Source organism: Amorphus sp. 3PC139-8 (genome assembly GCF_040750475.1).
Lineage (GTDB): Bacteria > Pseudomonadota > Alphaproteobacteria > Rhizobiales > Amorphaceae > Amorphus.
Genome location: NZ_JABJVY010000024.1, coordinates 58,829 through 83,361 on the forward strand (window position 1 = coordinate 58,829; position 24,533 = coordinate 83,361).

At 66.4% G+C, this 24,533-nt stretch carries 20 protein-coding genes; 9 read left to right on the forward strand and 11 right to left on the reverse strand.

Features of this window, described 5'->3' with window-relative positions; translation table 11 throughout:
- Window positions 1–173: 173 nt before the first annotated feature.
- Both HNS03_RS19710 and HNS03_RS19715 read left to right on the forward strand, forming a co-directional pair.
- On the forward strand, window positions 174–656 hold the full coding sequence (locus HNS03_RS19710) for an ion channel (RefSeq protein ID WP_111344356.1): 483 nt from the start codon (window positions 174–176) through the stop codon (window positions 654–656).
- A gap of 52 nt (window positions 657–708) precedes the next feature.
- Window positions 709–2,022, forward strand: a complete 1,314-nt coding sequence (locus HNS03_RS19715; RefSeq protein ID WP_111346157.1) for an APC family permease — start codon at window positions 709–711, stop codon at window positions 2,020–2,022.
- Window positions 2,023–2,353: 331 nt separating this feature from the next.
- On the opposite strand, the gene HNS03_RS19720 is transcribed toward HNS03_RS19715, so the two are convergent.
- Complete coding sequence (locus HNS03_RS19720) at window positions 2,354–3,154, reverse strand: PRC-barrel domain-containing protein (protein WP_111344358.1); 801 nt, start codon at window positions 3,152–3,154, stop codon at window positions 2,354–2,356.
- A 526-nt stretch (window positions 3,155–3,680) separates the two neighbouring features.
- Here HNS03_RS19720 and petA point away from each other — a divergent pair.
- From petA to HNS03_RS19755, 7 genes are all read left to right on the forward strand, one after another.
- Window positions 3,681–4,172 (forward strand): ubiquinol-cytochrome c reductase iron-sulfur subunit, encoded by a 492-nt coding sequence (petA, locus tag HNS03_RS19725; RefSeq protein WP_367197793.1) that lies wholly within the window; start codon window positions 3,681–3,683, stop codon window positions 4,170–4,172.
- A gap of 162 nt (window positions 4,173–4,334) precedes the next feature.
- Window positions 4,335–4,685, forward strand: a complete 351-nt coding sequence (locus tag HNS03_RS19730; protein ID WP_111344362.1) for a YHS domain-containing protein — start codon at window positions 4,335–4,337, stop codon at window positions 4,683–4,685.
- Complete coding sequence (locus HNS03_RS19735; RefSeq protein WP_202913075.1) at window positions 4,678–5,016, forward strand: DUF5676 family membrane protein; 339 nt, start codon at window positions 4,678–4,680, stop codon at window positions 5,014–5,016. Before HNS03_RS19730 ends, HNS03_RS19735 begins: the two co-directional genes overlap by 8 nt.
- Before the next feature lie 251 nt (window positions 5,017–5,267).
- On the forward strand, window positions 5,268–5,603 hold the full coding sequence (locus HNS03_RS19740; RefSeq protein WP_162409019.1) for an SHOCT domain-containing protein: 336 nt from the start codon (window positions 5,268–5,270) through the stop codon (window positions 5,601–5,603).
- Window positions 5,604–5,706: 103 nt separating this feature from the next.
- Window positions 5,707–8,070, forward strand: a complete 2,364-nt coding sequence (locus tag HNS03_RS19745) for a heavy metal translocating P-type ATPase (RefSeq protein WP_367197766.1) — start codon at window positions 5,707–5,709, stop codon at window positions 8,068–8,070.
- Between the two features lie 42 nt (window positions 8,071–8,112).
- Window positions 8,113–9,189: a beta-propeller fold lactonase family protein gene (locus HNS03_RS19750; RefSeq protein ID WP_367197767.1), complete on the forward strand. Its 1,077-nt coding sequence runs from the start codon at window positions 8,113–8,115 to the stop codon at window positions 9,187–9,189.
- Window positions 9,190–9,265: 76 nt separating this feature from the next.
- A complete protein-coding gene (locus HNS03_RS19755; RefSeq protein WP_367197768.1) occupies window positions 9,266–9,730 on the forward strand; it encodes a cytochrome c in 465 nt (154 codons plus the stop codon).
- A gap of 115 nt (window positions 9,731–9,845) precedes the next feature.
- Here the strand turns inward: HNS03_RS19755 and HNS03_RS19760 are convergent, their stop codons facing one another.
- The 10 genes from HNS03_RS19760 to HNS03_RS19805 all read right to left on the reverse strand — a co-directional run bounded on the left by HNS03_RS19760 (window position 9,846) and on the right by HNS03_RS19805 (window position 24,492).
- Window positions 9,846–10,328: a DUF305 domain-containing protein gene (locus HNS03_RS19760; RefSeq protein WP_111344370.1), complete on the reverse strand. Its 483-nt coding sequence runs from the start codon at window positions 10,326–10,328 to the stop codon at window positions 9,846–9,848.
- A gap of 75 nt (window positions 10,329–10,403) precedes the next feature.
- Window positions 10,404–12,860, reverse strand: a complete 2,457-nt coding sequence (locus HNS03_RS19765) for a glycoside hydrolase family 65 protein (RefSeq protein ID WP_367197769.1) — start codon at window positions 12,858–12,860, stop codon at window positions 10,404–10,406.
- Window positions 12,857–14,554 (reverse strand): trehalose-phosphatase, encoded by a 1,698-nt coding sequence (gene otsB, locus HNS03_RS19770; RefSeq protein ID WP_367197770.1) that lies wholly within the window; start codon window positions 14,552–14,554, stop codon window positions 12,857–12,859. The genes HNS03_RS19765 and otsB overlap by 4 nt, the downstream gene beginning before the upstream one ends.
- Before the next feature lie 102 nt (window positions 14,555–14,656).
- Complete coding sequence (locus HNS03_RS19775) at window positions 14,657–15,841, reverse strand: cation:proton antiporter (RefSeq protein ID WP_367197771.1); 1,185 nt, start codon at window positions 15,839–15,841, stop codon at window positions 14,657–14,659.
- A 24-nt stretch (window positions 15,842–15,865) separates the two neighbouring features.
- Window positions 15,866–17,494 carry an L-lactate permease gene (locus HNS03_RS19780; RefSeq protein WP_367197772.1) on the reverse strand — a complete coding sequence of 543 codons (1,629 nt, stop codon included), beginning with the start codon at window positions 17,492–17,494 and terminating at the stop codon, window positions 15,866–15,868.
- 734 nt (window positions 17,495–18,228) lie between these two features.
- Complete coding sequence (locus HNS03_RS19785) at window positions 18,229–18,930, reverse strand: VIT family protein (RefSeq protein WP_257762496.1); 702 nt, start codon at window positions 18,928–18,930, stop codon at window positions 18,229–18,231.
- The gene (locus HNS03_RS19790) at window positions 18,927–20,834 is read right to left on the reverse strand and encodes a heavy metal translocating P-type ATPase (RefSeq protein ID WP_367197773.1); all 1,908 of its coding nucleotides are present in this window, start codon (window positions 20,832–20,834) and stop codon (window positions 18,927–18,929) included. Before HNS03_RS19790 ends, HNS03_RS19785 begins: the two co-directional genes overlap by 4 nt.
- Before the next feature lie 5 nt (window positions 20,835–20,839).
- Window positions 20,840–21,820 carry an FAD:protein FMN transferase gene (locus HNS03_RS19795; RefSeq protein WP_367197774.1) on the reverse strand — a complete coding sequence of 327 codons (981 nt, stop codon included), beginning with the start codon at window positions 21,818–21,820 and terminating at the stop codon, window positions 20,840–20,842.
- A complete protein-coding gene (locus tag HNS03_RS19800; protein ID WP_367197775.1) occupies window positions 21,801–24,008 on the reverse strand; it encodes a PepSY domain-containing protein in 2,208 nt (735 codons plus the stop codon). Before HNS03_RS19800 ends, HNS03_RS19795 begins: the two co-directional genes overlap by 20 nt.
- 13 nt (window positions 24,009–24,021) lie before the next feature.
- Complete coding sequence (locus HNS03_RS19805; RefSeq protein ID WP_367197776.1) at window positions 24,022–24,492, reverse strand: DUF2271 domain-containing protein; 471 nt, start codon at window positions 24,490–24,492, stop codon at window positions 24,022–24,024.
- Window positions 24,493–24,533 lie beyond the last annotated feature (41 nt).

Consider the following 24,533-nt stretch of genomic DNA (forward strand, 5'->3'; position numbering starts at 1 on the left):
CACAGAAATTCATCGGCTGCTCTGAAAGGTCCGACCGGAGGGCGCCTGCTGCATCGGATACAGGGAGACGGCGCGATCAAAAACGTCAGCTCTGCATTGCCCTTGCTTCCATACGCTAAGCCGCTGAAGACGGCGCGAAGAATCCGACCTATTCAGATCAACCGGAGTCCGAGATGATCGTTGCAGTAATCATGGCGGTGTCGCTCGTCGTCGCGACATTCCTTTTTCACTACGCCGTGCTGCGCTGGCTTTCCGGAGGGATGGCGCGCATCGCGATGACCGCCGGCGTGCGTATTCTGGTCATCGTCCTGGTGGCGCTGATGACCCACTTCGTCGAGGTGGCTGTGTACGCGGGTGCCTATGCGCTCGCCAGTGGTGCGCTCGCCCTCGGCGACTTCGGCGGTCGGACCATCGCCGATCCGCTCGACTATTTCTATTTTTCGATCGTGAGCTATACCTCGCTGGGACTCGGCGACGTCTTTCCCAGCGGCCACCTTCGATTCATCACCGGTGTCGAGGCCTTGAACGGTCTCCTGTTGATCGCCTGGTCGGGCTCTTTCATCTATATCGCCATGGGGCATCTCTGGCCCTGGCAGCCTTGCACCGAGCCGGGCGGCCTCGCTGCGGATAGGAAGCCCGGCGGAAATGCGCCATGACATCCATGACACCTTTCCGGGCCACGCCGGAACCGAGACAGACGGGCACACGATGAAATCCGATTACCAGGCGAACAGCATCACCCTCACCGGCGCCGTCTCGATGGGAACCGGCGTCATGATCGGCGCCGGCATCTTCGCGCTCACCGGGCAGATCGCGGAACTGGCGGGACCCTGGTTCCCGCTCTCCTTCGTCGCCGGCGGGATCGTCACCGGGTTCAGCGCCTATACCTATGTCAAGATGTCGAATGCTTTCCCGTCAGCCGGCGGGATCGCGATGATCCTGCAGAAGGCCTATGGGCCCGGCGCGGTCGCGGCGGCGGCATCGCTGCTGATGGCGCTCTCCATGGTGATCAACGAGAGCCTCGTCGCCCGCACCTTCGGCACCTATGTCCTCAGGCCATTCAATCTGGATGCCGGTAGTATCCTTGTACCAGTGCTCGGCGTCGGGCTGATCGTCTTCGCCTACCTGGTCAACAGATCGGGCAACCGCTCCGTCGGCCTGTTCTCGGTGGTCATGGCGTTCCTGAAGATCGGCGGCATCGCGGTCTTCGGCATCGCGGCGCTCGCGGCCAGCGGGTTTGCGTTCGCGCCGGCATCCGGTTCGCCGGAAACCATCCCGATCGCGGGCTTTATGGCGTCGATCGCGCTTTCGATCCTCGCGTTCAAAGGCTTCACCACGATCACCAACAGCGGCGCCGAGATCGTCGATCCGCACCGCAATGTCGGCCGCACGATCGTCTTCTCCATCGCGATCTGCGTGGTCGTCTACCTGCTCGTCGCGTTCGCGGTCGGCTCGAGCCTCTCGCTGGACGAGATCGTCGCCGCCAAGGACTATTCGCTGGCAGAGGCGGCGGAGCCGGCGCTCGGTCCTTACGGGTTCTACTTCACCATCGCGCTCGCGGTCGTCGCCACCGCCTCGGGTCTGCTCGCCAGCGTCTTCGCGGTCTCGCGCATGCTGGCGATGCTGACCGAGATGGAGATGATTCCGCACAGCCATTTCGGCATGTCCGGTCCGATCCGCGAGCACACGTTGGTCTACACGGTGGTGATCGCGGGGCTGCTGACGGTGTTCTTCGACCTCAGCCGCATCGCCTCGCTCGGCGCCTTCTTCTATCTGGTGATGGACATCCTGATCCACTGGGGCGTGTTCCGCCGGCTGCGCCAGGAGATCGGCGCGAGTGGCTGGGTGCTGGTCACGGCCATCGCCCTCGACACGCTGGTGCTCGGCGTCTTCGGCGCCACGAAACTGCAATCCGACCCGCTCATCGTGGTCATCGCTGTCGTGGCCATCACCGCGGTCTTCGCGTATGAGCGAATCTTCCTATCACGCTGGACTGCCGGGAAGCCGCACGCCGATCACTGAAGCGTGAAACTCCGCACGTTCGGCTAATTTGTGGCGTGGGAACACCGGACCGGGCCGGCATCGATCAGATTCGCCGCCGCCTCGACGGGAAGGAAACTTACCCGACGGCGGACGTCATCGGCAGAATGCAGCCGTTCAGCCTAAGGAACGGCCCGCGCGACCGGGACGGCCGAGAAGGGCGGTCCCTCCCACCGTAGTGAAGGGGCAGGAAGCGCGACGGCGATCCTGCGCTATTCGAATCGCGACATCCTGGAGGCGATCCCGAACTGGAGCGCGAGATCGCTCCTGCCTGATAGGTGGTGGACGCCGCCTGCCCCAGAGCGGCGTCGCCTCACCGCTTCCCAACGACACCAGCCCAGTACTGATCCAGATTGCTGCGCCAGTTGTCGCCCGACGTCTGATCGAAGCTCCCCCGTTCGACCTTCGGCGCTGCTGCGAACGCTTCAGGGGACGCATCGAGCACATAGATCTCATGGTCTGTCGTGGCGCGAAGATCGGACCAGCGAACGGCGACAAGCTCTCCACCCAAACCGAGGAAGCCGCCACGCGAGGCCAGGACGTAGGCGATCGTCTGCCGAGCCGGATCCAAGACGACGTCTTCGATCTCCCCCAGCTCCTGGTCCTGGGGCGTGCGGATGTCGGCGCCGATGACGATATCCGCACGCATCAGGCTGTCCATCTCCGTGACGGGGGTCGCCTGCGCCAGGTGCGCGCGACGCCAAGTCCTCCGCGCATCCGGGTCGTCGCTCTCGGGGCCGACCAGCTTCTGGTGCTCCTGATAGACCTGGCGCATTGACGCGAGCACTGTCTGGCAGGATTGCTCGTCGCCGTCGAAGGCATAGACATAGGCGGCGTCGCGGAGCGACTGCATCTTCTGCCGCGGCGTTCCGGACATGCCATAGCCCATACCGTAGCTGCCGTACCCTGTGCCGTATCCGGTTGGCGCCAAGACGCCGAACCCCACACCTGCAAGCTCATCCTCGAACGCCCGCAGGTCTGCCAGACATTGCTGCGCCACCTGCCCCTGTTGAGAGGCTCCATCCGGCAGGCTCTCCACATCGGCCGCACGGACCGCCAGCGGAGCGCCGGCGGCGGCGACGAAGGCTAAAGCGACAAGTCGAGACGTATGCATGGTGTCTTTCCTCCATTCAAATCGGCGAGGCGAGGATCGCCGATGCTCCTCTGATGACTTCGTCGTGGATCCGCCGGGACGTTTCCCCTCGGATATCCACCCGAAGAGCCGGAGTGATGCCGGGCGACGGCCTCCGACGGTTTCCGGCACGGAAAGCCTGCCGAGCCCGTTGCCGCATGCACTTCAGCGCATGCCGGTTTCTCCGGACAGGCCAGATTGCCTTCACCGTCTCTAACTGACGTCGCCGAGGTCGACGCATTACAGCTGGGGCTTGCGTCCTTCCCACCCACGCACGCATTGCCGACGCGGTTCCTTGGTTCCGGCGGGTCGACGCGCGGCTCCGGGGCGGTGGGAGGACCCGCCGTAAGAAGGTGCTTCGAGCCGCGTCTTTATCCGTGAGGTCGGCCGCCACCATGGCACCGACAGGAGGAAGGGCAATGGCCGAGACTGTCGCTTCCAGCCGCTATTACGACGGGTCGGCGGACGGCGCCGGCACCCGCCGCGATTTCCTGTACCTGGCCATTTCCTGTACCTGGCCACGGGCGCCGTGGCCGCGGTCGGAAGCGCCGCTGCCCTCTGGCCGTTCATCGACAGCATGAATCCCGCTGCCGACGTCCTCGCCGTGTCCTCCGTCGAGGTCGACCTGGCACCGATCGAACCCGGCCAGCGCGTGACCGTAAAATGGCGCGGCAAGCCGGTGTTCATCGATCACCGACCACCGGAGCGAATCGCCGAGGCCCGCGCAATCGATCTGAATGAGTTGATCGACCCCCAGACCGACGGCGACCGCGTGGTGCGGGAGGAGTGGCTGATCGTCGTCGGGATCTGCACGCATCTCGGATGCGTTCCGCTCGGCCAGCGGCACGGCGACCCGGTCGGAAACTGGGATGGCTGGTTCTGCCCCTGTCACGGCTCCCATTACGATACCGCGGGGCGCGTCCGTCGCGGCCCGGCCCCGCTCAATCTGGAAGTCCCGCCCTATGAGTTCGTCACCGATACCGCCGTCCGGATCGGTTAGCGCCGCGGACTGGAAGCCCGCCCAATTCGAACGGACACACGCGGCCGACTGTAACGATCGCCGTATCGCACCGTCTATACGGGCTGCAGGGTCAAAAGTGAGTACGGCGTCGCCACCCGTTCTCGATCCTCCGAGGAAGCCGAGAATGTCGGATGTAGTTTCATGAGCGAGCTTCTCTATTTTCTGATCTGGGCGGCGGTCATCTTCGTGATGCTGCGCTTCGGTTGCGGTGCCCATGTCATGGGACACGGCCACGGCAAGGCCGAGCGGGACGGTGGAGACCCGCAGCGCCGGGAAGCCGGGACCTTGCGGTGGATTCCTCCAGCCGAGGACGTGGATCCCGTCTGCGGCAAGACCGTCAGCACCGCTGCGGCGAAGCCGAGCGTCCATGCGGGCAGCGTCTACTACTTCTGCTCACGCGACTGCCGGGAGATATTCGAAGCCGCACCCGAGCAGTACGTCGGGCCGGCGGCTCAAGGGCCGCAACTGCGGCTGGAGAATAGCCATGGCTGATGCAAAAACTTCTCCGAGCATCGCGCTGCGCTCGGGTACGCCCCTGCCAGTCCAGGCCACGCCCCGGATCCCGGTGATCGCGCTCGGCATGAGCCTGGGTCTGTTCCTCGCGGTCACTTTCGTCCTCTGCGTCGGGTTCGACCTCCTGTTCCCCGGGAAGGCGATGTATGAGAGTTGGCTGCGGCTGCTGCCGGGCTTCACCTGGCTCAGCTGGCCGAGCTTCCTTCTCGGGCTGGCCGAGAGTTTCGCCTACGGCTGGTACGTGGCCCTGGTCTTCGGCCCACTCTACAACTTCTTCGCCGCGCGCAGCGGCCGAAGAGAGCGGGCATGACCTCGCCAGCGAAAGCGCCTCTCTCCATGGCTGCGTGAACAGCGGGCTCAGCCGGCTTCGACGGTCACCGTCAGCCTCATCATGATCGGCGAAACGGCCCCGCGGCCGCCGCCGCGGCTGCATGAGGCTGACGCTTCAGACTCGAGAGAGCGCAGCACTGTAATGCGTCCAAGTCCGGCGCGTCTGAGCAGATGAACTCGTTTCTAAGATCGGAACGTGCCCGTCACGGTCGCGCGATGGAGGGTTTGAGGATGAAACGACTCAAAGCGGTTGGGCCGGCAGCGGCGGCAGCCTGGGCGCCGCTGCCGGCGCTGGCACAGGCCGCGGCCGATCGGCCGACCTATTGGCATTCCGGCTGGGACTGGGGATGGGGACACATGTTTTTCGGCTCCCTCATGATGATCCTTTTCTGGGGCGGGTTGATTCTGGTGATCCTGCTCGCGGTCCGGTGGCTGGGTGGCGGGACGTCCCACGGCGCCGGATCGCCTTCAGTCAGGCGGCCGCTCGATATCCTTCAAGAGCGTTTCGCCCGCGGCGAGATCGATCAGGAGGAGTTCGAGAAGCGCAGGCGCCTGTTGTCTGATTGAGAGTGCCGCTTCGCCGTGAAACGAAAGCCGACCAAGCGCTATTTCAGCTCCCCGCAGCCGCTGCACTTCAAAGTCAACACAGCCGATAAACCGGGACGAGGCGATGAATAAGCCCCAGTATCATGATCACAGCCACCATCACCGCGATGTGCCCGACCTTGTCGCAAGTGGAACCGCAAAAGATCCGGTTTGCGGAATGACGGTTAAGTTGAACGCAGGCAAGCCGACCCGGCAGTATGAGGGCGAGACCTACCATTTCTGCTCGCAGAGGTGCCACGACAAGTTCGCGGCCGATCCGGCGAGATACCTGGAGCCGGCGAGCGCGCCGGTCGAAAGCGTCCCGCCGGGCACGAAGTACACCTGCCCGATGCATCCTGAGATCGTGCGCGACGGGCCGGGCGACTGCCCGATCTGCGGGATGGCGCTGGAGCCGATGGGGATCCCCGCCGCCGACGAGGGACCAAACCCCGAGCTCGTCGATTTCACGCGGCGGTTCTGGGTCGGCGCCGTGCTCACCTTGCCTCTTCTGGTGCTGACGATGGGTCCCTTCGTTGGGCTCGGCGTCGTCCGCGACGTCCTCGGCGAGCGCACGACGCTCTGGATCGAGCTCATCCTGGGCACACCGGTCATCCTGTGGGCCGGCTGGCCGTTCTTCGTGCGCGGCGTCAAGTCCGTGATCAACCGCAGCCTCAACATGTTCACGCTGATCGGCATGGGCGTCGGCGCGGCCTATCTCTTCAGTGTGGTCGCCGTGCTCGCGCCAGGCATCTTTCCCGCCGGCTTTCGCGACGCCGAAGGCCATGTCGGCGTCTATTTCGAGGCCGGCGCGGTGATCGTTGTCCTGGTCCTGCTCGGCCAGGTGATGGAGCTGCGCGCGCGCGAGCGCACCGGCTCGGCGATCCGGGCACTGCTGGACCTCGCCGCGAAGACCGCCCGCGTGATCCGGGAGGACGGGCGGGAGGAAGAGATCCCGCTCGAGGAGGTCGAGGTCGGCGACCGGCTGCGCGTGCGCCCGGGCGACAAGGTCCCGGTCGACGGCGTCGTCATAGAGGGTCGCTCCTCGGTTGACGAATCGATGATCTCCGGCGAGCCGGTGCCGGTCGAGAAGGTCGAGGGCGAGAAGGTGACCGGCGCCACGATCAACGGCACCGGTAGCCTGGTCATCGAGGCCGAACGCGTCGGCGCCGACACCATGCTCAGCCAGATCGTCGAGATGGTGGCGAATGCGCAACGCTCGCGCGCGCCGATCCAGAAGCTCGCCGACTCAGTGGCCGGCATGTTCGTGCCGGCCGTGATCGCGATCGCGATCGTCGCCTTCGTCGTCTGGGCGACCTGGGGGCCGGCGCCGGCGCTCGCCTACGCGCTGGTATCGGCGGTGGCAGTCCTGATCATCGCCTGCCCCTGCGCGCTGGGCCTGGCCACGCCGATGTCGATCATGACGGCGACCGGCCGGGGCGCGCAGGCCGGCGTGCTGATCAAGAACGCCGAGGCGCTGGAGCGCTTCGCCAAGGTCGATACGCTGATCGTCGACAAGACCGGCACCCTGACGGTTGGCAAGCCGAAGCTCGTCGCCGTCCTTCCGGAAAGCGGGTATGACGAGGATGAGGTGCTGCGCCTGGCGGCAAGCCTGGAACGGGGCTCGGAGCACCCGCTCGCCGAGGCGATCGTCACGGGAGCCGAGGAGCGCGGGATCTCCCTGGCCAAGGCCGACGAATTCGAGGCGGTCACTGGCAAGGGGGTGAAGGGCGTCGTCAACGGCAAGCCGGTGGCGCTCGGCAACGCGAAGCTGCTCGCCGACCTCGGCGTCGACGGCGGCGAGCTCTCGGAGTCCGCGAATGCCCGGCGCGACGAGGGCGAGACGGTGATGTTCGTCATCGTCGGCTCGGAAATCGCCGGCCTCGTGTCGGTCGCCGATCCGGTCAAGGAGACGACCCCGGCTGCGCTGAAGGCGCTGCATGAACAAGGCTTCCGCATCGTCATGGCGACCGGCGACAACGCGCGCACAGCCAAGGCGGTGGCGGTGCGCCTCGGCATCGACGAGATCCGCGCCGACGTGCTGCCCGAAGACAAGGCACGCATAATCGAGGAGATGCAGGCCGAGGGCCGCAAGGTCGCCATGGCGGGCGACGGCGTAAACGACGCGCCCGCGCTCGCGCAGGCCGATGTCGGGATCGCCATGGGCACCGGCGCCGACGTGGCGATCGAGAGCGCCGGATTCACTTTGGTGAAGGGCGACCTAAACGGCATCGTCCGGGCGCGGCGGCTTGCGCGCGCGACCATGCGCAACATCAAGCAGAACCTGTTCTTTGCCCTGGTCTACAACGCCGCTGGCGTGCCGGTGGCGGCGGGCGTGCTGTTCCCGTTCTTCGGCATCCTGATCTCGCCGATCTTTGCGGCCGCGGCGATGAGCCTGTCGTCCGTGTCCGTTGTCGGCAACGCGCTGCGCCTGCGTTCGGTCAAGATCTAGGGAAGGTCACCGATTCTCTCTCGAAATGGAGAACCTAAAGCCATGAAAGCCATATCAATCCTTCGGACGACCGCGTGGACGGGGCTGCTGATGCCGCTGGTGCTGGGAGCGCAAGCCGCCATGGCCGAGCCCCTCGTCTATGTACCTCTCGGTGGCGAGAACAAAATCGTCGCCATCGATGCCGCGAAGAACGAGATCGTCGACACGATAAGCGGTCTCGCCGCCGTTCACGGTCTCGCCGGAACGCCTGACGGTCGGTTCCTGATCGCCGGCAGCTTCGAGACGCGCGCGCGGGACGGCGAAGCGGTGGCGAAGCCGGCGGGCGTCTCCGAAGACGAGCACGCTGCGCACCACGGCGCCGCGCCGGCCAATGCGAAAGCCGAGGCGGGCGTCAGCACTGTCTCGGTGATCCAGACCGCTGACGGGTCCGTGGTCCGGCGCATCGACGTGCCCGGTGCCGTCCATCACGTTGCGGTCAGCCCCGACGGCCGGTTCGCCGTCGTCACCCACCCCAATGACGGTGCAATCAGCGCCATCGACCTGGAATCTTATGAGCTGGTCGCTACCGTCGCGACCGGGCCGCTGCCCAATTACGCGACCTTTGGCCCCAACGGTGACCGGCTCTTCGTCAGCAATGCCGGCAACGACACGGTCAGCGAGGTCGACACGACGCGGTGGATCGTCCGGTCGAACGCCGTGGTCGGCAGCAGCCCCGAGCATGTCGTATTGGCCGACGACGGCGCCACTCTCTACGTCAACAACGTGGAGGACGGCACGATCTCGGTCCTCGACGTCGGCGACCGGAAGGTCGTGAAGACGATTCCGATTGGCTCGACCCTCCACGGGATCGATCTGTCCGACGACGGCCGAACGCTCTTTGTCGCCGCCCTCGGCGACGACAAGGTGGTCGCCGTCGATCTCGGTACCGGTGCCGATCGCAGCGCTTCCCTGGCTCCGGCCCCCTATCACTTGGCCGTAGTGTCCGGGACGGGCAAGCTCTACGTCTCCAGCGCTGATCAGCCCAAGATCTGGGTGATGGACCAGCGGAATCTCGAAATTCTCGGAGAGATCCCGATCGGCGGCAAGGGCCATCAAATGGTCCAGGGCGCAGGCGGATGACCCCGCGCTGTCCCTCGAAGTGGCGGTGCGGGATGCGGGGTTGTGCTAGACCATTTTTTGCCGAAAGAAGTGAGCCGTGACAGGAAAACGTAAGCGCACCGGTCCCGGAAGCTGGGGTCGTCCCAATCTGCCGACGTTCCTGGTTGTGGGCGTCGTCGTCGCCGGGGTGGCCTTCGTCGGTTGGAAAGCCCTGGCGCCTCCGTCACCCGACACGACAATCGAGGTCACCGTGCCGAAGCTTTCGCCCATCGCCATCGCAGGCAAGACGGCGTTCGACGCAAACTGTGCGCTGTGTCACGGCCGCAACGCCGCCGGAACCGACAAAGGGCCGCCCCTGGTCCATGACATCTACAACCCCGGCCACCACGGGGATGCCGCATTTCTCGCCGCCGCAAGACGAGGCGTGCCGCAGCACCACTGGCCCTTTGGCAACATGCCGGCGCAGCCGCAGATGAGCGGTGAGGACATAGCTTCGATCGTTCGCTATGTACGCGAGTTGCAACTGGCCAATGGGATCGCATACCGGCCGCATCGCATGTGAGGAGCACGCCGCTTGCGGTCGGGCATCTCGATTCCCAGCCAAGCGGCCCGTTCGTGTCGTGCGGTTGGCGCCACAATTGCCGTTCAGCCCCAGCCGGCTACCGCTCAATTCCGGTTTAGTTGCCGTCGATTTCCGGTGTGGCCGGGGGACCGCCCTCGAGATCGGCGATCAACGCCTTCATCTCGGCGATTTCGAGCCGTTGCGCCTTGATGATCTCGTCAGCCAGCTTGCGAACCCGCGGATCGGTGATCTGGGCCCGTTCGCTTGTCAAGATGGCGATCGAATGATGCGGGATCATCGCCTCCATATAGTCGACATCATCGACCGTGATCTGGCTGCGAAGCAGATAAAGCAATCCTGCGAAGACAAGAACTGCGCCAAAAAATATTGAGATGTTAGCAGTCTTGCTGGGATACATCCCGAGCATGTAGGTCATCATGACCACGACCATCGTGGTGCCCATCAGCAATGCCACGAACACGCGTGTTTCACTAAAATACGCATGATCAATGATCTGGAAACTCTCCAAATATGTTATTCCAAACATCAGAATGACGGATGTGCCGATCATCAAGGAAAGACGAATGTAGTTTGACATTTAAACACCTCTTGGTTTGTGATGATGCGTGATTTGCGATAACGTGATCGGCGCCGCACTGGACGGACTGAAACATCAACCGCCTTCGGCCCCTCCGTTCATGTCGCCGGCGCGCGGGGCCGGTCGCCAACCGCCGTCTTCGAGGTGGCAGGGGACTTCCAGGCGCTCGCCTGCGTGGAAGGCATAGGTCTCGTCGCGGATGACGATGCGCTCCGGCCCGTCCCAACCGTCCGGGGCTGAGATGGTCAGACGCTCGCAGCCGATGTCGATGTCGAGCCAGTGGCCGCGATGGCGGATACGAAAGCGCAAGCCGCGCAGCTCCTCCGGCAGGCAGGGATTGAGGCGGAGCATATCGTCGCGGATCTCGAGTCCGGTCTGGCCGCGCTGGACGAGGTCGACGGTGCCGGCCATGGCGCCGAGATGGATGCCTTCTGGCGTCGTCCCACCCTGCACGTCGGCGATGTCGCTCTCCAGCGCGGCCCTGAGCTGCGTCCAGGAGCCGGCCCGGTCGGCACGCGCCAGCACCCAGGAATGGACGATGCCGCTCAGCGTCGAGCCGTTAGACGTGCGTCGCAGGTAGTAGTCGACGGTGCGCGGGATCAGCTCCCCCTCGAACGGGTATCCGAGCCGAGCGAACAGGTCTCCCAGTTCTTCGGTAGAGAAGAGATAGAACAGCATCAGGGCGTCGGCCTGCTTGGAGGCCTTGTATCGGTTGACCGTGTCGCCCTCGGCTTCGAGCAGTCGGTCAAGGCGATGGATGTCGCCGTACTTGGTGCAATAGCCTACCCAATCGAACTCCTCCAGCCGCTCATAGCCCTCGAACTGGCTGATGACGCCGTCATGGAACGGCACGAACATCTTGCGGCTGATCTCGTCCCAGCCGGCGACCTCATCGGCGGCAAGTCCGAGCCTCTCGTCGAGTTCGACCCGCCGCTCCGAGTCGAGAAGCATGCGCGCATCGAGCGCGCGGAGCAGCACCCAGACCGCCATCACGTTGGTGTAGGCGTTGTTGTCGAGGCCGGGCTTCTCTGCCCAGGGGTAGCGGTCATGGAACTCGTCCGGTCCCATCACGCCGCGGATCTCGTAGCGGCCGCGCTCAGCGTTGAAGCTGGCGATACTGGCCCAGAAGCGGGCGATCTCGACCAGCATCTCGGCGCCGTAGACCGACAGGAACTCGGCATCGCCCGTCGCCTCGTAATGGCGCCAGACATTGTAGGCGATGGCGACGTTGACGTGCCGTTGCAGGTGGGTGTTGTCGGGCAGCCAGCGGCCGGACTTCGGGTTGAGATGGAGCACCTGCGTCTCCTCGCGCCCGTCGCTGCCGCTCTGCCAGGGATACATGGCGCCGCGATAGCCGGCCGCGCGCGCCAGCCGCCGCGCCGCCGGCAGCCTCCGGTGGCGGTAGCGCAGCAGCGCGCGGGTGATCTCGGGGATGCGCAGGTTGAGGAAGGGGAAGATGAACAGCTCGTCCCAGAAGATGTGGCCGCGATAGGCCTCGCCGTGCAGGCCGCGCGCCGGCACGCCGACATCGAGGTCGACGCTGTGCGGCGAGACGGTCTGGAGCAGGTGGAAGACGTGCAGTCGCAGGATCATCTGCGTCCGATGCCGGCCCTCCAGGGTGAGGTCGCAGCGCCGCCACAGATGCGACCAGGCGCGCGCGTGATCCTCCAGGAGCGTCCCGAAGCGTCCCGCCTCGCGCAGCGTCTCCTCTGCCGCCAACGCCGGGCTGGAGATCGCCCGGTCGCGGGAGGTGTGCAGCGCGACGACCTTCTCGATCGTGACCGGAGTGCCTTCGGCAACCGGGAAAGAGAGGGCATGGGCGACATAGCCCTCCTCCGTGACGAAACGGCGTTCTACCGCCAGCCCCTCGCCGTCCTGGAACACCTGGGTGCGGGCGGCCTCGGCGATACGGATATGCGACTGGCTGGTCTCGGCGAGAAGGAGGACGCCGTCCTCGCCGATCTCTCGCGAAGCCAGGGGGACGAGGTGCTTGCCGTTGAGCTGGCGGTAGCGCGGCACCCCGGCGTTGATCACCCGTCCGTCCAGGGCGGAGAGGACCTCGACCCGCCCCAACCAGTTCTCGGGCGTGAGCGTCCATTCGATGGCCGCCAGATGCGGCGCGCCCATATGCACGAGGCGCCGGCTCTCCAGCGTCGTCTCCCGCCCCGTCCGGTCGCGCAGGCGCATCGCGCGCTTCAGTACCCCCTGCTTCAGGTCCAGCTCCTGGCGGTAGGACAGGACCTCGACCGCCAACAGGTTGAGCCAGTCGCCGCCCTCCGGCCGGAAGGTGAGCGGCAGCCAGTTCGGCAGATTGACGAGGTCCTCGTTCTCGATAACCCTCCCGGCGACCTCGGTGGCGAGGCGATTATAGCCGCCGGCGAGGTAGGTCCCGGGATAATGCGTATCGTCGGCCTCGGCTTCCTCGGCGGCGCCGCGGGCGGCGAAATAGCCGTTGCCGAGCGTGCACAGCGCCTCGCGCAGCCCCTCTTGGGCCGGCTCGAACCCCTCATAGGAAAGCGTCCAGTCCGTCATCGCGTGGGGTCTCCCAGAATGGCGACGAGTTCGCCCAGGAACCGGCCGACCTCCTCCGTATTCGCCAGCACGTAGTCGGCCGCAGTGGGATGCTCCGCCTCGGTCACCAAGATGCCGAGGCCGCGGCCGTTCAGCGCCGCGAACGCGTCCTCGTCGGTGTCGTCATCGCCGAGATAAAGGGGCAGGACATTTTCCCGGTCGAGCCCCAGCGCCGTCAGCAGCCAGAGCACGGCCCGACCCTTGTCCCAGTCGACGCGCGGTCGCAGGGCGAACACCTTCTTGGCGGCGGTGCGGCGGAGGTCGGTGATCTCGGCGGCGACCGCCTCCACGGCACTCTCGACGCGTGCGACCTGATCGTCGGCCACCAGCCTGTAATGGACGGCGATGGCGAACTTCTTGCGCTCGACCAGCGCGCCGTCGATACCGGCGACCTCCCGCCGCAGCCGCTCTTCGGCCCGGTCGAGCGCCGGCAGAAACGCGGCGGCGCGCTCGTGCTCCTTGCGCAGGCCGCCGGGGCCCGCGATGTCGAAGCCGTGGCTGCCGGCATAGACGAGACCGTCGAGCGCGACCAGCCGTTCGACATCGGCACGGTCGCGGCCGCTGACGATGGCGACCGGGCAGCGCTCGGCGAGACCCCGGACCACCGCACGCATGTCTTCGGAGAGCACCGCCAGCTCGGGCCGATCGACGATCGGCGTCAGCGTGCCGTCATAGTCGAGGAAGACGGCTGGTCGTTTTCTGGCAAGACGCGCCCGGAACTCGGCGGCGCGGTCCAGCGCGTTCGGGAGGGCGGCGGCGTCCATGCGGGGCCTCGCCCACAGCGCCGCCCCGTCGTTGAGTTCCTTCAGATCGCTGACGACGATATCGGCGCCGCCGGCTCGCAACTCGATGCCGTCGCCCGACCGGACGACGCCGATCACCAGGCCGAAATTGCCGGCCCGGCCGGCCGCGACGCCGGCGATCGCTTCCTCCACAACCGCTGCCCGCGCCGGCTCGACGCCCAGGCGCCGCGCCGCCTCGAGGAAGGTGTCGGGGTGCGGCTTGCCTTCAAGGCCGAGGCGCGCCGCCTCCACCCCGTCCACCCGGACCTCGAGCAGGTTCCCAAGTCCCGCAGAGGCGAGCACCGCCGCGGTATTCTTGCTGGAGGAGACGAGCGCCACCTTTATGCCGTTCTCCTTCAGGGCGCGGATGAAGGCCACCGAGCTCTCGAACACCTCGACGCCGCCGCTTGCCAGCAGCTGCTGGAACAGCGCGTTCTTGGCATTGCCGAGGCCGCAGACCGTCTTTGCCTCGGGCGGATCGGCGGGGTCGCCCCAGGGCAGCGCGATGCCGCGGGATTCGAGAAAGCTCCGCACCCCCTCGTAGCGCGGCTTGCCGTCGACGAAGCGCCGATAGTCCTCATCCGCGTCGAAGGGCTGGAACGGCTCGTCGCCCCGCTGCGCCGCGCGCTGCGCGAGATAATCGTCGAACAGCCGCTTCCAGGCCGCAGCGTGCAGACGCGCGGTCCGCGTCACCACGCCGTCCAGGTCGAAGATAACGGCGTCGATGGTGCGCTCCTGGCGATCGGCATGGCTCATCGGTCTTCCTTCGTCCGTTGCGTGTTCGGCCTGCCTCGCGCTGCCGCCGCCGATCTGGATCACGTCCCTTTCGCCTTCCTGCAGTCCGGCGTTTCGAGCGAGCGGCCACACGCTCACAGACGGCTCCGCCGCCTGTACATTACACGGCGAAAACGCCGGGGCCTTCATATGTACTGGAGATCGAGCACCGACGCGGCGCCCTTGCAACCGCCGGGTCGATCACCGCAGAACGCGTCGCAACCCGAACGGCATCATCAGCGTCGTCACCACGGCCATGATCACGAGAGCGGAGAAGAGGTTGGCGACGATGGGATCGGGCTGATCGAACAAGCCGGCTTCGAGTGCGATGCTGGCAATGATCAGCTCGACCGCGCCGCGCCCGCTCATGCCGATGCCGACCGCGAGCGACTCTCGCGACGACAGTCCAGCGAGCCGTGCCGGCAGTCCTGCGCCAAGCAACTTGCCCAGAAATGCCACGCCTACGAGCGCGAGCAGGAAACCCGGAACTGCGGTTACGGCGCCGAGTTCGACCCGAACGCCGATCGAGGCGAAGAAGAGCGGCGCCAGCAATCCGTCCGTAAAATCTCCGACGCTTCGCTTGATGCCGTCGTAGATTTTGGCCCCGACGGTCCCCGGATCAAAGAACAGACCGGCCATGAACGGGCCCAAGATGAAGTCCATGCCCAGGGCCTCCGCCAACACGGCGAAACCAAGCGCCAGCGCCATGAGCGTGCTGAAGTGCGCTGCCGGGATGCGCATCCGGACGACCGCCCGCGAAAGGCGTGGATAGAGGAACAGGCCCACGGCCACGGCAATCACGAAAAACAAGCCGGCCCTCCCGAGCAGCGCCAGCATTGCGAATAAATCCGGAGTGGCGCCCGTCTCGATCACCCCGGTCACCACCGCGAGCAGCATCAGCCCGATCACGTCGTCAAAGATCGCCGCCGAGACCACCGTCCGACCGACGCGGGTGTGCAGCAAGCCCAGCTCCCTGAAAATGCTCACTGCCACGGGGACTGCCGAGATCGACAGCGCCACCCCGACCAGAAGCGCCTGCGCGAACTTCAGCGGCGTCTCCGGTAGAACAGACCAGGCCAGTGCGAACCCGGCGCCGAGCGGAACGAGCACGCCGCCGAGAGCAACCGCGAGGGAACCGCCCGAATGCTCGGCGATCTCCCGCGGGCGCATCTCGATGCCGGCAAGCAGCAGCAGGAAGAAGATGCCGAACTCGGCGGCGACCTCGAGGAACGGGCTTTCTGCCAGGCTCGCGAGAAGGGGGATCGGCAGCGATGCGGCGGCGACGAGCGCGATCGCCACGCCGGCGACGATCTCGCCCATCGAGGCAGGCTGGCCCAGCCGTTCGGACAGTTCGCCGAACAGCCGCGTGACGACCAGCAGAAGCAAGAGATGAAGAGCATGCTCCATGGCTTACGAGGCCGCCACGAATGCAAGCGCCAGCAGCCCGGCCGCGGTGGTGTAATAGAGCATCGGCAGGAGCGTGAAACGGATGATGGCGCCCTCCTGGCGGAGCAAGCCGACGACGGCGGCCGCGGCGACGACATTGACCACCGACACCATGTTGCCCGCGTTCGCCCCGAGCATCTGTGCGGCCAGCACCGTCGTCTCCGAGAGTCCAGCCCTGTCGGCGGCGCTGAACTGGAGCAACGCGAACATCATGTTGCTGAAGGTGGCGCTGCCCGACAGAAAGGCGCCCATGGCGCCGACCAGGGGGGCCACCAGCGGCCAGGCGCCGCCGACGGAATCGGCGGCGACGATCGCGAGCTCCATCGGCATGCTGGCAAGGCCCGCGTCGTTCACCCCCGACTGGATGAAGACGCGCACCATGGGCACGGCCGCGCCCAGCGCCAAGGCGCTGCCGATGAGGACGCGGCCGGCGTCGCGCAGGGCGCTGCCCGCTTGGCCGGCACCCATCCGGAAGAACACGATCGCGGCCAAGGCGACGGCGACGAAGCCGGCTCCGGGAAGATAGAGCGGCGCGACGGAGACGCCGATGTCGGTTCCCAGGATGCCCGTGGCGGATATCGTGACCGCCTGCAGCCATCCCTTCAGCGGCAGGACGTCCAGGCGCGTCGCCACCAGCAGCGCCGCCAGCAGCAGATATGGCGTCCAGGCGCGGGCAAGCGGCATTGCCGCAGGGACCGGCGGGCCGCTCACCTGTTCGCCCTTGCCCTGTGACAGGCCGTCCCGGGGCAGCAGCCATCCCTTGCGCGCCACCGGGGTCACCAGCGCCAAACCGACGAGGGCGCCGATCAGCGAGGGGAATTCGGGCCCGAGCAGAACCGCGACACCCAGGGCCGGCACGGTGAAGGCGAGGCCGGCGAACAGAGCGAAGCGCCAGGCGCGCAAACCGTCCCGCCAGTTCCGCCCGGGGTCGAAGAAGCGGGTGAGCACGACGACCATGATCAGCGGTATCGTCGTTCCGACGAACAGGTCGATCATGACCGCTTGCACGGCGGCGCCCTGAAGGAAGTCGGCCGCGGGCACGTCGCCGAGTGCAGCGACCACGGCCGGCGCGAGGTCGCTGCCCTCCTGCAGGCCCTGGGCGAGACCGACCACGACCGGCGTGCCGATGGCGCCGAAGGAGACGGGGCTGCTGTCCGCGATCAGGGCGAGGACGACGGCCGCCATCGGCGTGAAGCCCAGCGCCACCAAGAGGGGCGCGGTGATCGCCGCCGGTGTCCCGAAGCCGGCCGCGCCTTCGAGGAAGGCGCCGAACAGCCAGGCGATCAGAATGACCTGCGCCCGCGGATCCGGCGTGATGCGCGTGAACCCGCTGCGGATCGCCGCCATCGCGCCGCTTTCGGTCAGAACCTTCAAGAGGAGGATGGCGCCGAACACGATCCACAGGATCGACGCCGCGATGGCGACGCCCTCGATCGATGCCGCAAGCACCTGCCGGACCGGAACCTTCCAGACGGTGATGCTCACGCCGGCCGTGAGCACCAGGCTCATTGGCATGGCAGTGGCCGCCGGCAGCCGCAGGATCACCAGGAGCCCGAAGACAGCAAGCAACGGTGTCAGGGCGGCAAGCAGCATCGGAAATCGCAATCAGTGCAGGACGGACAGACGGACACGGCATTCTGGCGCTTCGGGCGCCTTCCACCACGAGCTACGTCCCGCGATGAACGACTGGTGCTGAATGAGACAGACGCCCGAGCGGTACGCCCTCTTACAGTGCCGGAGGCCCGAGTGGTCGCTTATCTCGACGCTCGCCACCAGACCGCCGACAACCTGTCCCTGGGACAGCGGGCGACCATTCTTTCACGCCACCGAGATTCTCGCGACGCCATAGCGTCGAACATCCGACGGAGAGATCGCGGAATTACGTCATCGGGGCGCTACGGCTCGCCGGCGCCGATCGAGCGCTGAGGCCCGGCCGCGCGCCCGCATGAGCGCTTTACGTTGCCTTTTCCGCCGCCGGTACTTCGCTAGAGTTTCCGGCCGGATGATTCCGATGTGATTCCGGCGCGCGTTCTTGGAGGCCTGAGCAGGGCACGAAAAACGCCGCCAAGTCACTGACTTGACGGCGTAATCTTTGGTTGCGGGGGTGCGCAACCACCGATACCGACATTCGCTGATTGTTCCTTTATGACGGCCTCGCACCATGAGTCGTTTTTGTAAACCGATCATTATATGTCGTGTTTCGGGCCGTGGGCGGACCATCCGTTTTTCAGCGAAGAAGTTGAGTAAGCTGACCTAATACGGACACTCAATAGGTGGAGGGAAAGGGCTTGGGATCCAACGTTCTCCACCCAGCGACCCAAGCACTGCTATCCCACGGTGACCCCGAACAGCGCCCCGACCGCCGCTGTCGCGGCCATCGCGAGTGCTCCCCAAAGGGTGACCCTCGTCGCGCCACGCATGACGCCGGCGCCGCCGGCGGAGGCGCCTAGTCCACCGAGTACCGCGAGACCAAGGATCGTCGATGCCGCCACCAGAAGCGCGATTCTGCTTTCCGGCACGAACAGAGTGACGATCAGCGGAACAACTGCGCCGATGGCGAAGGTGAGCGCCGAAACCAGCGCTGCCTGGATCGGGCGAGCCGTCACGGTCTCGGAGATGCCGAGTTCGTCGCGCGCGTGCGATCCAAGCGCGTCGCGTTCGGTTAACTGGACTGCCACCTTCTCGGCCAGGTCGCGGTCGAGCCCCCGATCGACATAGATCCGGGTCAGTTCCTCGAGTTCTGCCTCAGGCGTTTCCGCGAGTTCGCGGGTCTCGCGGGCAATGTCCGCCCGTTCTGCATCCGTCTGCGAACTGACTGAGACGTATTCGCCCGCTGCCATGGACATTGCTCCCGCTACAAGCCCTGCAAGCCCCGCGATCAACACCTCGGGCTTTCCGGACCCCGCCGCTGCGACGCCGACGACGAGGCTCGAGGTTGAGACGAGACCGTCGTTGGCTCCGAGAACGGCTGCCCGTAGCCAGCCGATGCGATGCACCATGTGAATTTCTGAATGCGAGAGGCGGCTCAAGGCGTGGCTCCTTCGGGGATGTCGGCCTGCCCCGAGGAGACAGACTGCGGTTTCGATGCTGCAGGTTCATTGGGCGCGATGCGCAGGGCACGCAGGGCGTTCAGGATCACGGCGACATCGATCACCTCCTGCAAGAGCGCGCCCTGCACCGGAGTGAGGTAGCCGTAGGCAGCGGCAATCATACCGAGAACGGAGAGACCGATCCCCGCAACGACGCTTTCGGCGGCGATACGGCGCGAGGTCCGTGCGATCTCGATTCCCGGACTAAGTCTGTCGATCCGGTCGACGAGGAGCACGACGTCGGCCGCCTCGGCCGAAGCGGCGGCACCCCGCGCACCCATGGCGACCCCCACATCAGCAGCCGCCAGAGCGGGCGCGTCGTTTACCCCGTCGCCCACCATCATGACAGGCCCGTTCTTGCGCTCGGTAAGAACCAGCAGAACCTTCTGATCGGGTGTCAGGCCGGCCCGCAGACCGTCGAGACCGAGGCCCTCGGTCACGCGCTCTGCCACGTCCACGCGATCGCCGGTGGCGAGCAGAATGCGCGAAATGCCTTCACGGCGCAGCCCGTCAAGCATGGCGCCCGCGCCCTCGCGGAGCGGATCTGACATGATGAGGTGCCCCGCCAAATGGCCGTCGACTGCAACCGCGACGAGGACCGAACCGGCGGCCATGGCTGGATGATCGCCCGGCCGCCGTCCAACGCGGGACGCCACGAAGCCGTCGCCGCCGACGATGACCTTGCGGCCCTCGACGTGGCCCACGACGCCTTCGCCCGGGATCTCTGCCACCTCTGACGGAACGGGCAGCGAGAAGCCCCGCGCCTTCGCGGCGGCGACGATGGCCTGCGCCACAGGATGCTTCGAAGCCTGGTCGAGCGCGGCGGCGAGCCGCAGGATATCGTCTTCGCCCATGCCGTCGTGGCTGTCGATCGAGACGATCTGAGGGCGGCCGTCCGTCAGCGTGCCGGTCTTGTCGAGGATCAGCGTGCGGATGCGGGCCATGGTCTCGAGCGGCCCAGCGCCCTTGATCAACACGCCGAAATGCGCGGCCCGGGACAGGCCCGCAACAAGGGCGACCGGTACGGCGAGAATCAGCGGACAGGGCGTGGCCACGACCAGCACGGCGACGGCCCGGATAGGATCGCCGGTGAACGACCAGGCGGCGAAAGCGATGCTGATCGTGACCGCGAGGAAGCCCAGCGACCAGCGGTCGGCCAACCGCGACATTGGCGCCTTCGAGCGCTGCGCCTCCTCGACCAACCGGACAATCCCGGCATAGGTACTGTCCTTCGCGGAGCGCGTTGCCGAGAGGTCGAAGGTCTCGCCCGCGTTGGTCGAACCGCTCATGGCCTCGGCTCCGCGTGCCAGCCGGACCGGCAGGGACTCGCCCGTAAGCGCCGATGTATCGACGAAGGCCGTTTCGGACGCCACCGTGCCGTCCACCGGCACGACGTCGCCCTGCCGGATCAGCAGGCGATCGCCGGGGGCGATCTCATCGAGCGGCACATCCTCCAGCCCGCCATTTCGATGTCGGGTTGCCGTCCTGGGCACGCGGGACAGGAGGTCGTGCATCTCGCGCCGCGCACGACCCTCGGCGAAAGCTTCGAGAAAGGTGCCACCGGAATACATCACCGCAACGACCGCCGCCGCGAGCGTCTCGCCGAAGACGAGCGCCGCAGACATGGACAGCGCTGCAACTATATCCAGCCCGACCTCGCCGCGGCCGATGCTGCGGAGGATCTCGATTACGAGCGCGATCAGCGCGGGAACGACCCCGGCGATCCAGGTGATATTCGCTATGTTGGGTTGGCCGCCAAAGTAGAATGCAAGTCCCGCGATTAGACCGGTCACGGCCAGCAGCAGAATGACGGTCTTTAGGCGATCGGTGCGGGTGGTTTCCATGCGGCTCATCTTTCCCCGGCGGAGGCGATTGCCGCTGGCTCTTCTGAGAAAAGTCGTCCGACTCCCACGCCCCTTGTGCTCCCGTCATCATCGCGCAGCAGGAACAGGGCGTCGAGCCCGTGTTTTCTTGCAAGTGGTGCCCCTCTGTCAGCTCCGAGCACCATGAGCGCGGTCGCCCAGGCATCGGCCTCGACACAACTCCGTGCAACGACGGTGACCGATGCCGGCGAGGTGAGCATGGGCGCGCCGCGGCCCGGATCCATGGTGTGCGACAGGCGGCGACCCTGCACCTCGACCCAGTGGCGATAGTCGCCCGAAGTGGCCACGGCTGCGTCCTGAAGGGTGAGGATGGAATGGGGTACGCGGCGCTCGGAGTCCGGAGCCTCTACCGCAATCGTCCATGCTTTCTGACCTGGCCGAAGCCCAAGCGCACGCATCTCGCCGTCAATCCCGACAAGGCCAGCCTTGATCCCATGGCACCGCAGTGTATTGGCCAGCCGGTCAACGCCGTAGCCCTTGGCGATCCCGTTCAGATCGATGTCGACGGGCACAAGTTTGCGGACGCTGGTCTCGCCGATTTCGAACGCCTCGTGCGCGGGCACCCGACCTGCGGTCATCGCAGCGTGAATGCGGTCCGGTGCCGCGGCTTCCGGCCCGAAGCCCCAGGCGGTCACAGCGTCGCCCATGCCAATGTCGAAGGCTCCGCCCGAGGCGCGCCCGATCTCGAGCCCGAGTTGCAGAACCTCCCTCAGCCGGTCCGGTGCCGCCACCCATACGCCAACCGGCGCTGCGTTGAGGCGCATCAGGTCGCTATCGGGATTCCAGGTGGACATCTGCCCGTCCACCTCGTCGACGGCTGCCTGCATCGCGGCGCGGACCGGCTCCGGATCGAAACCCGTCTGCGCAAAGAACAGGGCCGACCATCGCGTTCCCATGGTCGGGCCGTTCAGCGCGTGACGGACCGGCTCAGTAGACATCTTCGACATACCGCCCCTCCGCCTTGAGCACCGCGGGCGTCAGCCCGACGGGCGCAAGGATCTCGGCCAGCGCGTCGGCGACCCCTGCGGCCATGTCGCGCCCACCGCAGACCATGACGCGCGCGCCGTCGCGGATCAGCCGGGCGAGTTCGGCCGTGTCGCCGCGCAGTGCGTCCTGGACGTAGTGGGGTCGCGCGCCGCGCGAGACCGCCGTGACGAGCCGGGCAAGGCGACCGTCTTCCTGCCAGACGGGCATCTCCTCACCGTAGAAGAAATCACTGTCCGGATGGCGCATACCGAAGTAGAGATGGATGGGACGCCGCCGCGCATTGCCGCGCACGAATCCCGCCAGCGGCCCGACACCCGTACCGGCGCCGATCAGGATGAGCGGCGTGCGGCTCCGTCCCGGCTGGAAACCCGGATTGCGGCGCAGGAAAGCGGTCACCGTGTCGCCGGGTGCCAGCGCGGTCAGTTGACCGGAGCAGAGGCCCCCCGGATGCTTCCTGACTACGATTTCGACAAATCCGTCGCGGCGCGCCGAGGCGAGCGAGTAGAGGCGCGGCACGGGCGATCCCTCGGGCATAATGCCTATCAGGTCGCCTGCGGCGAAGCGCGCGAAGCCCGTTCCGGTCAGCCGCTGCCAGATCGTGGCGCGCGGCAGAGCAAAGCGCAGGATCGCGGTCGGCGCCTGCACCTCGGCACCGTAGTCGCGGCGGGAGATCAGGGTAAGCGTCTCGGTTGCGGGCGGAACGGGCTGATGGGCGAGTTCCAGATCGATCCCCAGCGCCTCCCCAAGGGCGCGCCCCCAGCGCGCGAAGTCCTGCGGCGACTGGCGGTCGATCGTGTCGAATGGCAAGAGTTCCGCCCAGCCCTTCGCCTCGGCCGCCGCAGCGACGTCTTGCGCGAAGGCGCAGTAGGCGGGGAAGCTTCGATCGCCGAAACCGAGCACGGCCATGGCCGCATCGGGCGCGCGGTCGAGCGTGGACAGTCGGTCGAGGAAACCCTTGGCCGATGCCGGCGCGTCGCCATCGCCATAGGTAGCCGCCAGCACGATGATCCGTTCGGCGCGAGCATAACGCGCGGGCGCGAAACCGGACATAGGCGCGACGTGGACGCTCTGTCCAGCACCGGTCAGCGCGGCATGAAGCGTTGCGGCGAAGCCCCAGGTACTGCCGCCCTCGCTGCCGACGAGCAGGATCGTCTCGGCCCGACCGGCCGGCTGGTTTCCGCGAATGCGCGGGCGTCCGCGCCGCGCAGACAACCAGACCAATGCGCCCGTTGCGCCCATCGCGGGAACGCCGAGCGCCATGATCCCCAAAACCAGCCCGAGCGTTGCGGCGCCCTGGCCCGTGTGCAGCATGTAGATGGTTTCCGAGACGCGCTCCCACCCGGTCATGTCGGTCCAGTTCAGAAGCACGCCCGTGCCCTGATCCAGATAGCCGGTGCCTTGGTCCGTCTTCAGAGTGAAGACATCGGTGGCGTCGCTGGGATAGGGAAAGCTCAACTCGCGAAGTTCTGCTACGGGCGTGTCGCCGAGCACCGCCAAATCGGCGAGGCCCACGCCCATCTCACCGCTCACCGCAGTCGGGAAGGCCGGTGCGGCGCTTCCATCGGGCAGCAGATCGAAGGTGGAGGCTGTCATCCACAATGCGGTGGCTGACGACAGGAAAAGGCCGAACACCGCGATCCGGGCGATTTCGACATGCAGCCGGCCCGACAGCGGCCCGCGCAGCCGCGCGAACCAGTGCCGCCAGCCTCCTGCACGCCGCGCAACCAGCGCCGTCCCGGACAACGACAGGACGAGCATCGCCGCGGCCCCCGCCGCCATTGCGATACGGCCTCCATCTCCGAGGAAAAGCGAGCGGTGGAGGTTCGTGAGCCAGCGCTCGATCTGATTGGGGTCGGCGGAAGCCACACCCTGGCCCGTCGCGGGATCGATCACAGCTGAGCCGGGCGCGCCACCATCGAACCAATAGGCGGTGATCCGCCCCGAGGGGCCCCGCCGGATCTGCTCGACACCGGGATATGCGGCCTGGATGCGGGTGGCGAGTTCGGCCACGCTCAATCCCTTCTCCGCCTGTGGCGCACCAAGGCGCTCCGCCGCCGGAAAAACGGAAAGCGCCGCGCCGCTAAGCGCCAGTACGGTAACGAGAGCCAGGGCGAAAAGCCCCGGCCAGCGGTGAAAGGCACGGATCATGGCCTCGTCTCCATCACATGCTGTAGCCGAAGCTGGCGACGTAGCGGCGCCCGCTCACCGGATTGTCCGCACCTTCCGAGGTAAGCGGCACGGCCACCTCGTTCGGGCTGTCGCGCATGTCCTCGACCGCCGCATCGACGTGCAGTGTGTAACCGGCATCAAAAAGCGCATCCGCGAGATCCAGAGTGATCTCGAGCGTCCGCCCGGCTCCGACGCTGGCGCCGGTGATGCCGTTGATCTGTGCCGGATCGCCGCCTGTCGCGCGGTACCAGTCGGTGAGGTGCTCATAGTATTTGGATTTGCCGCCCGCCATCCAGAGACTGCCGGCATACGCGCCGGAAGGGTCGGTGACATAAAGGGCGAGATAGGCACCGTCGCCGCCATAGTTGTTGAGCGTGGTTGTCAGCGTAACCGGGCGCGCCATGGCAATGCCGGGTATCGTGAGCGCCGTCGTGAGCGCGAGAGCGGCCAGTAGGGATTTCATGAGATCGTTCCTTTTCCGGAAAACTGGAGTGTCGGGCCTGC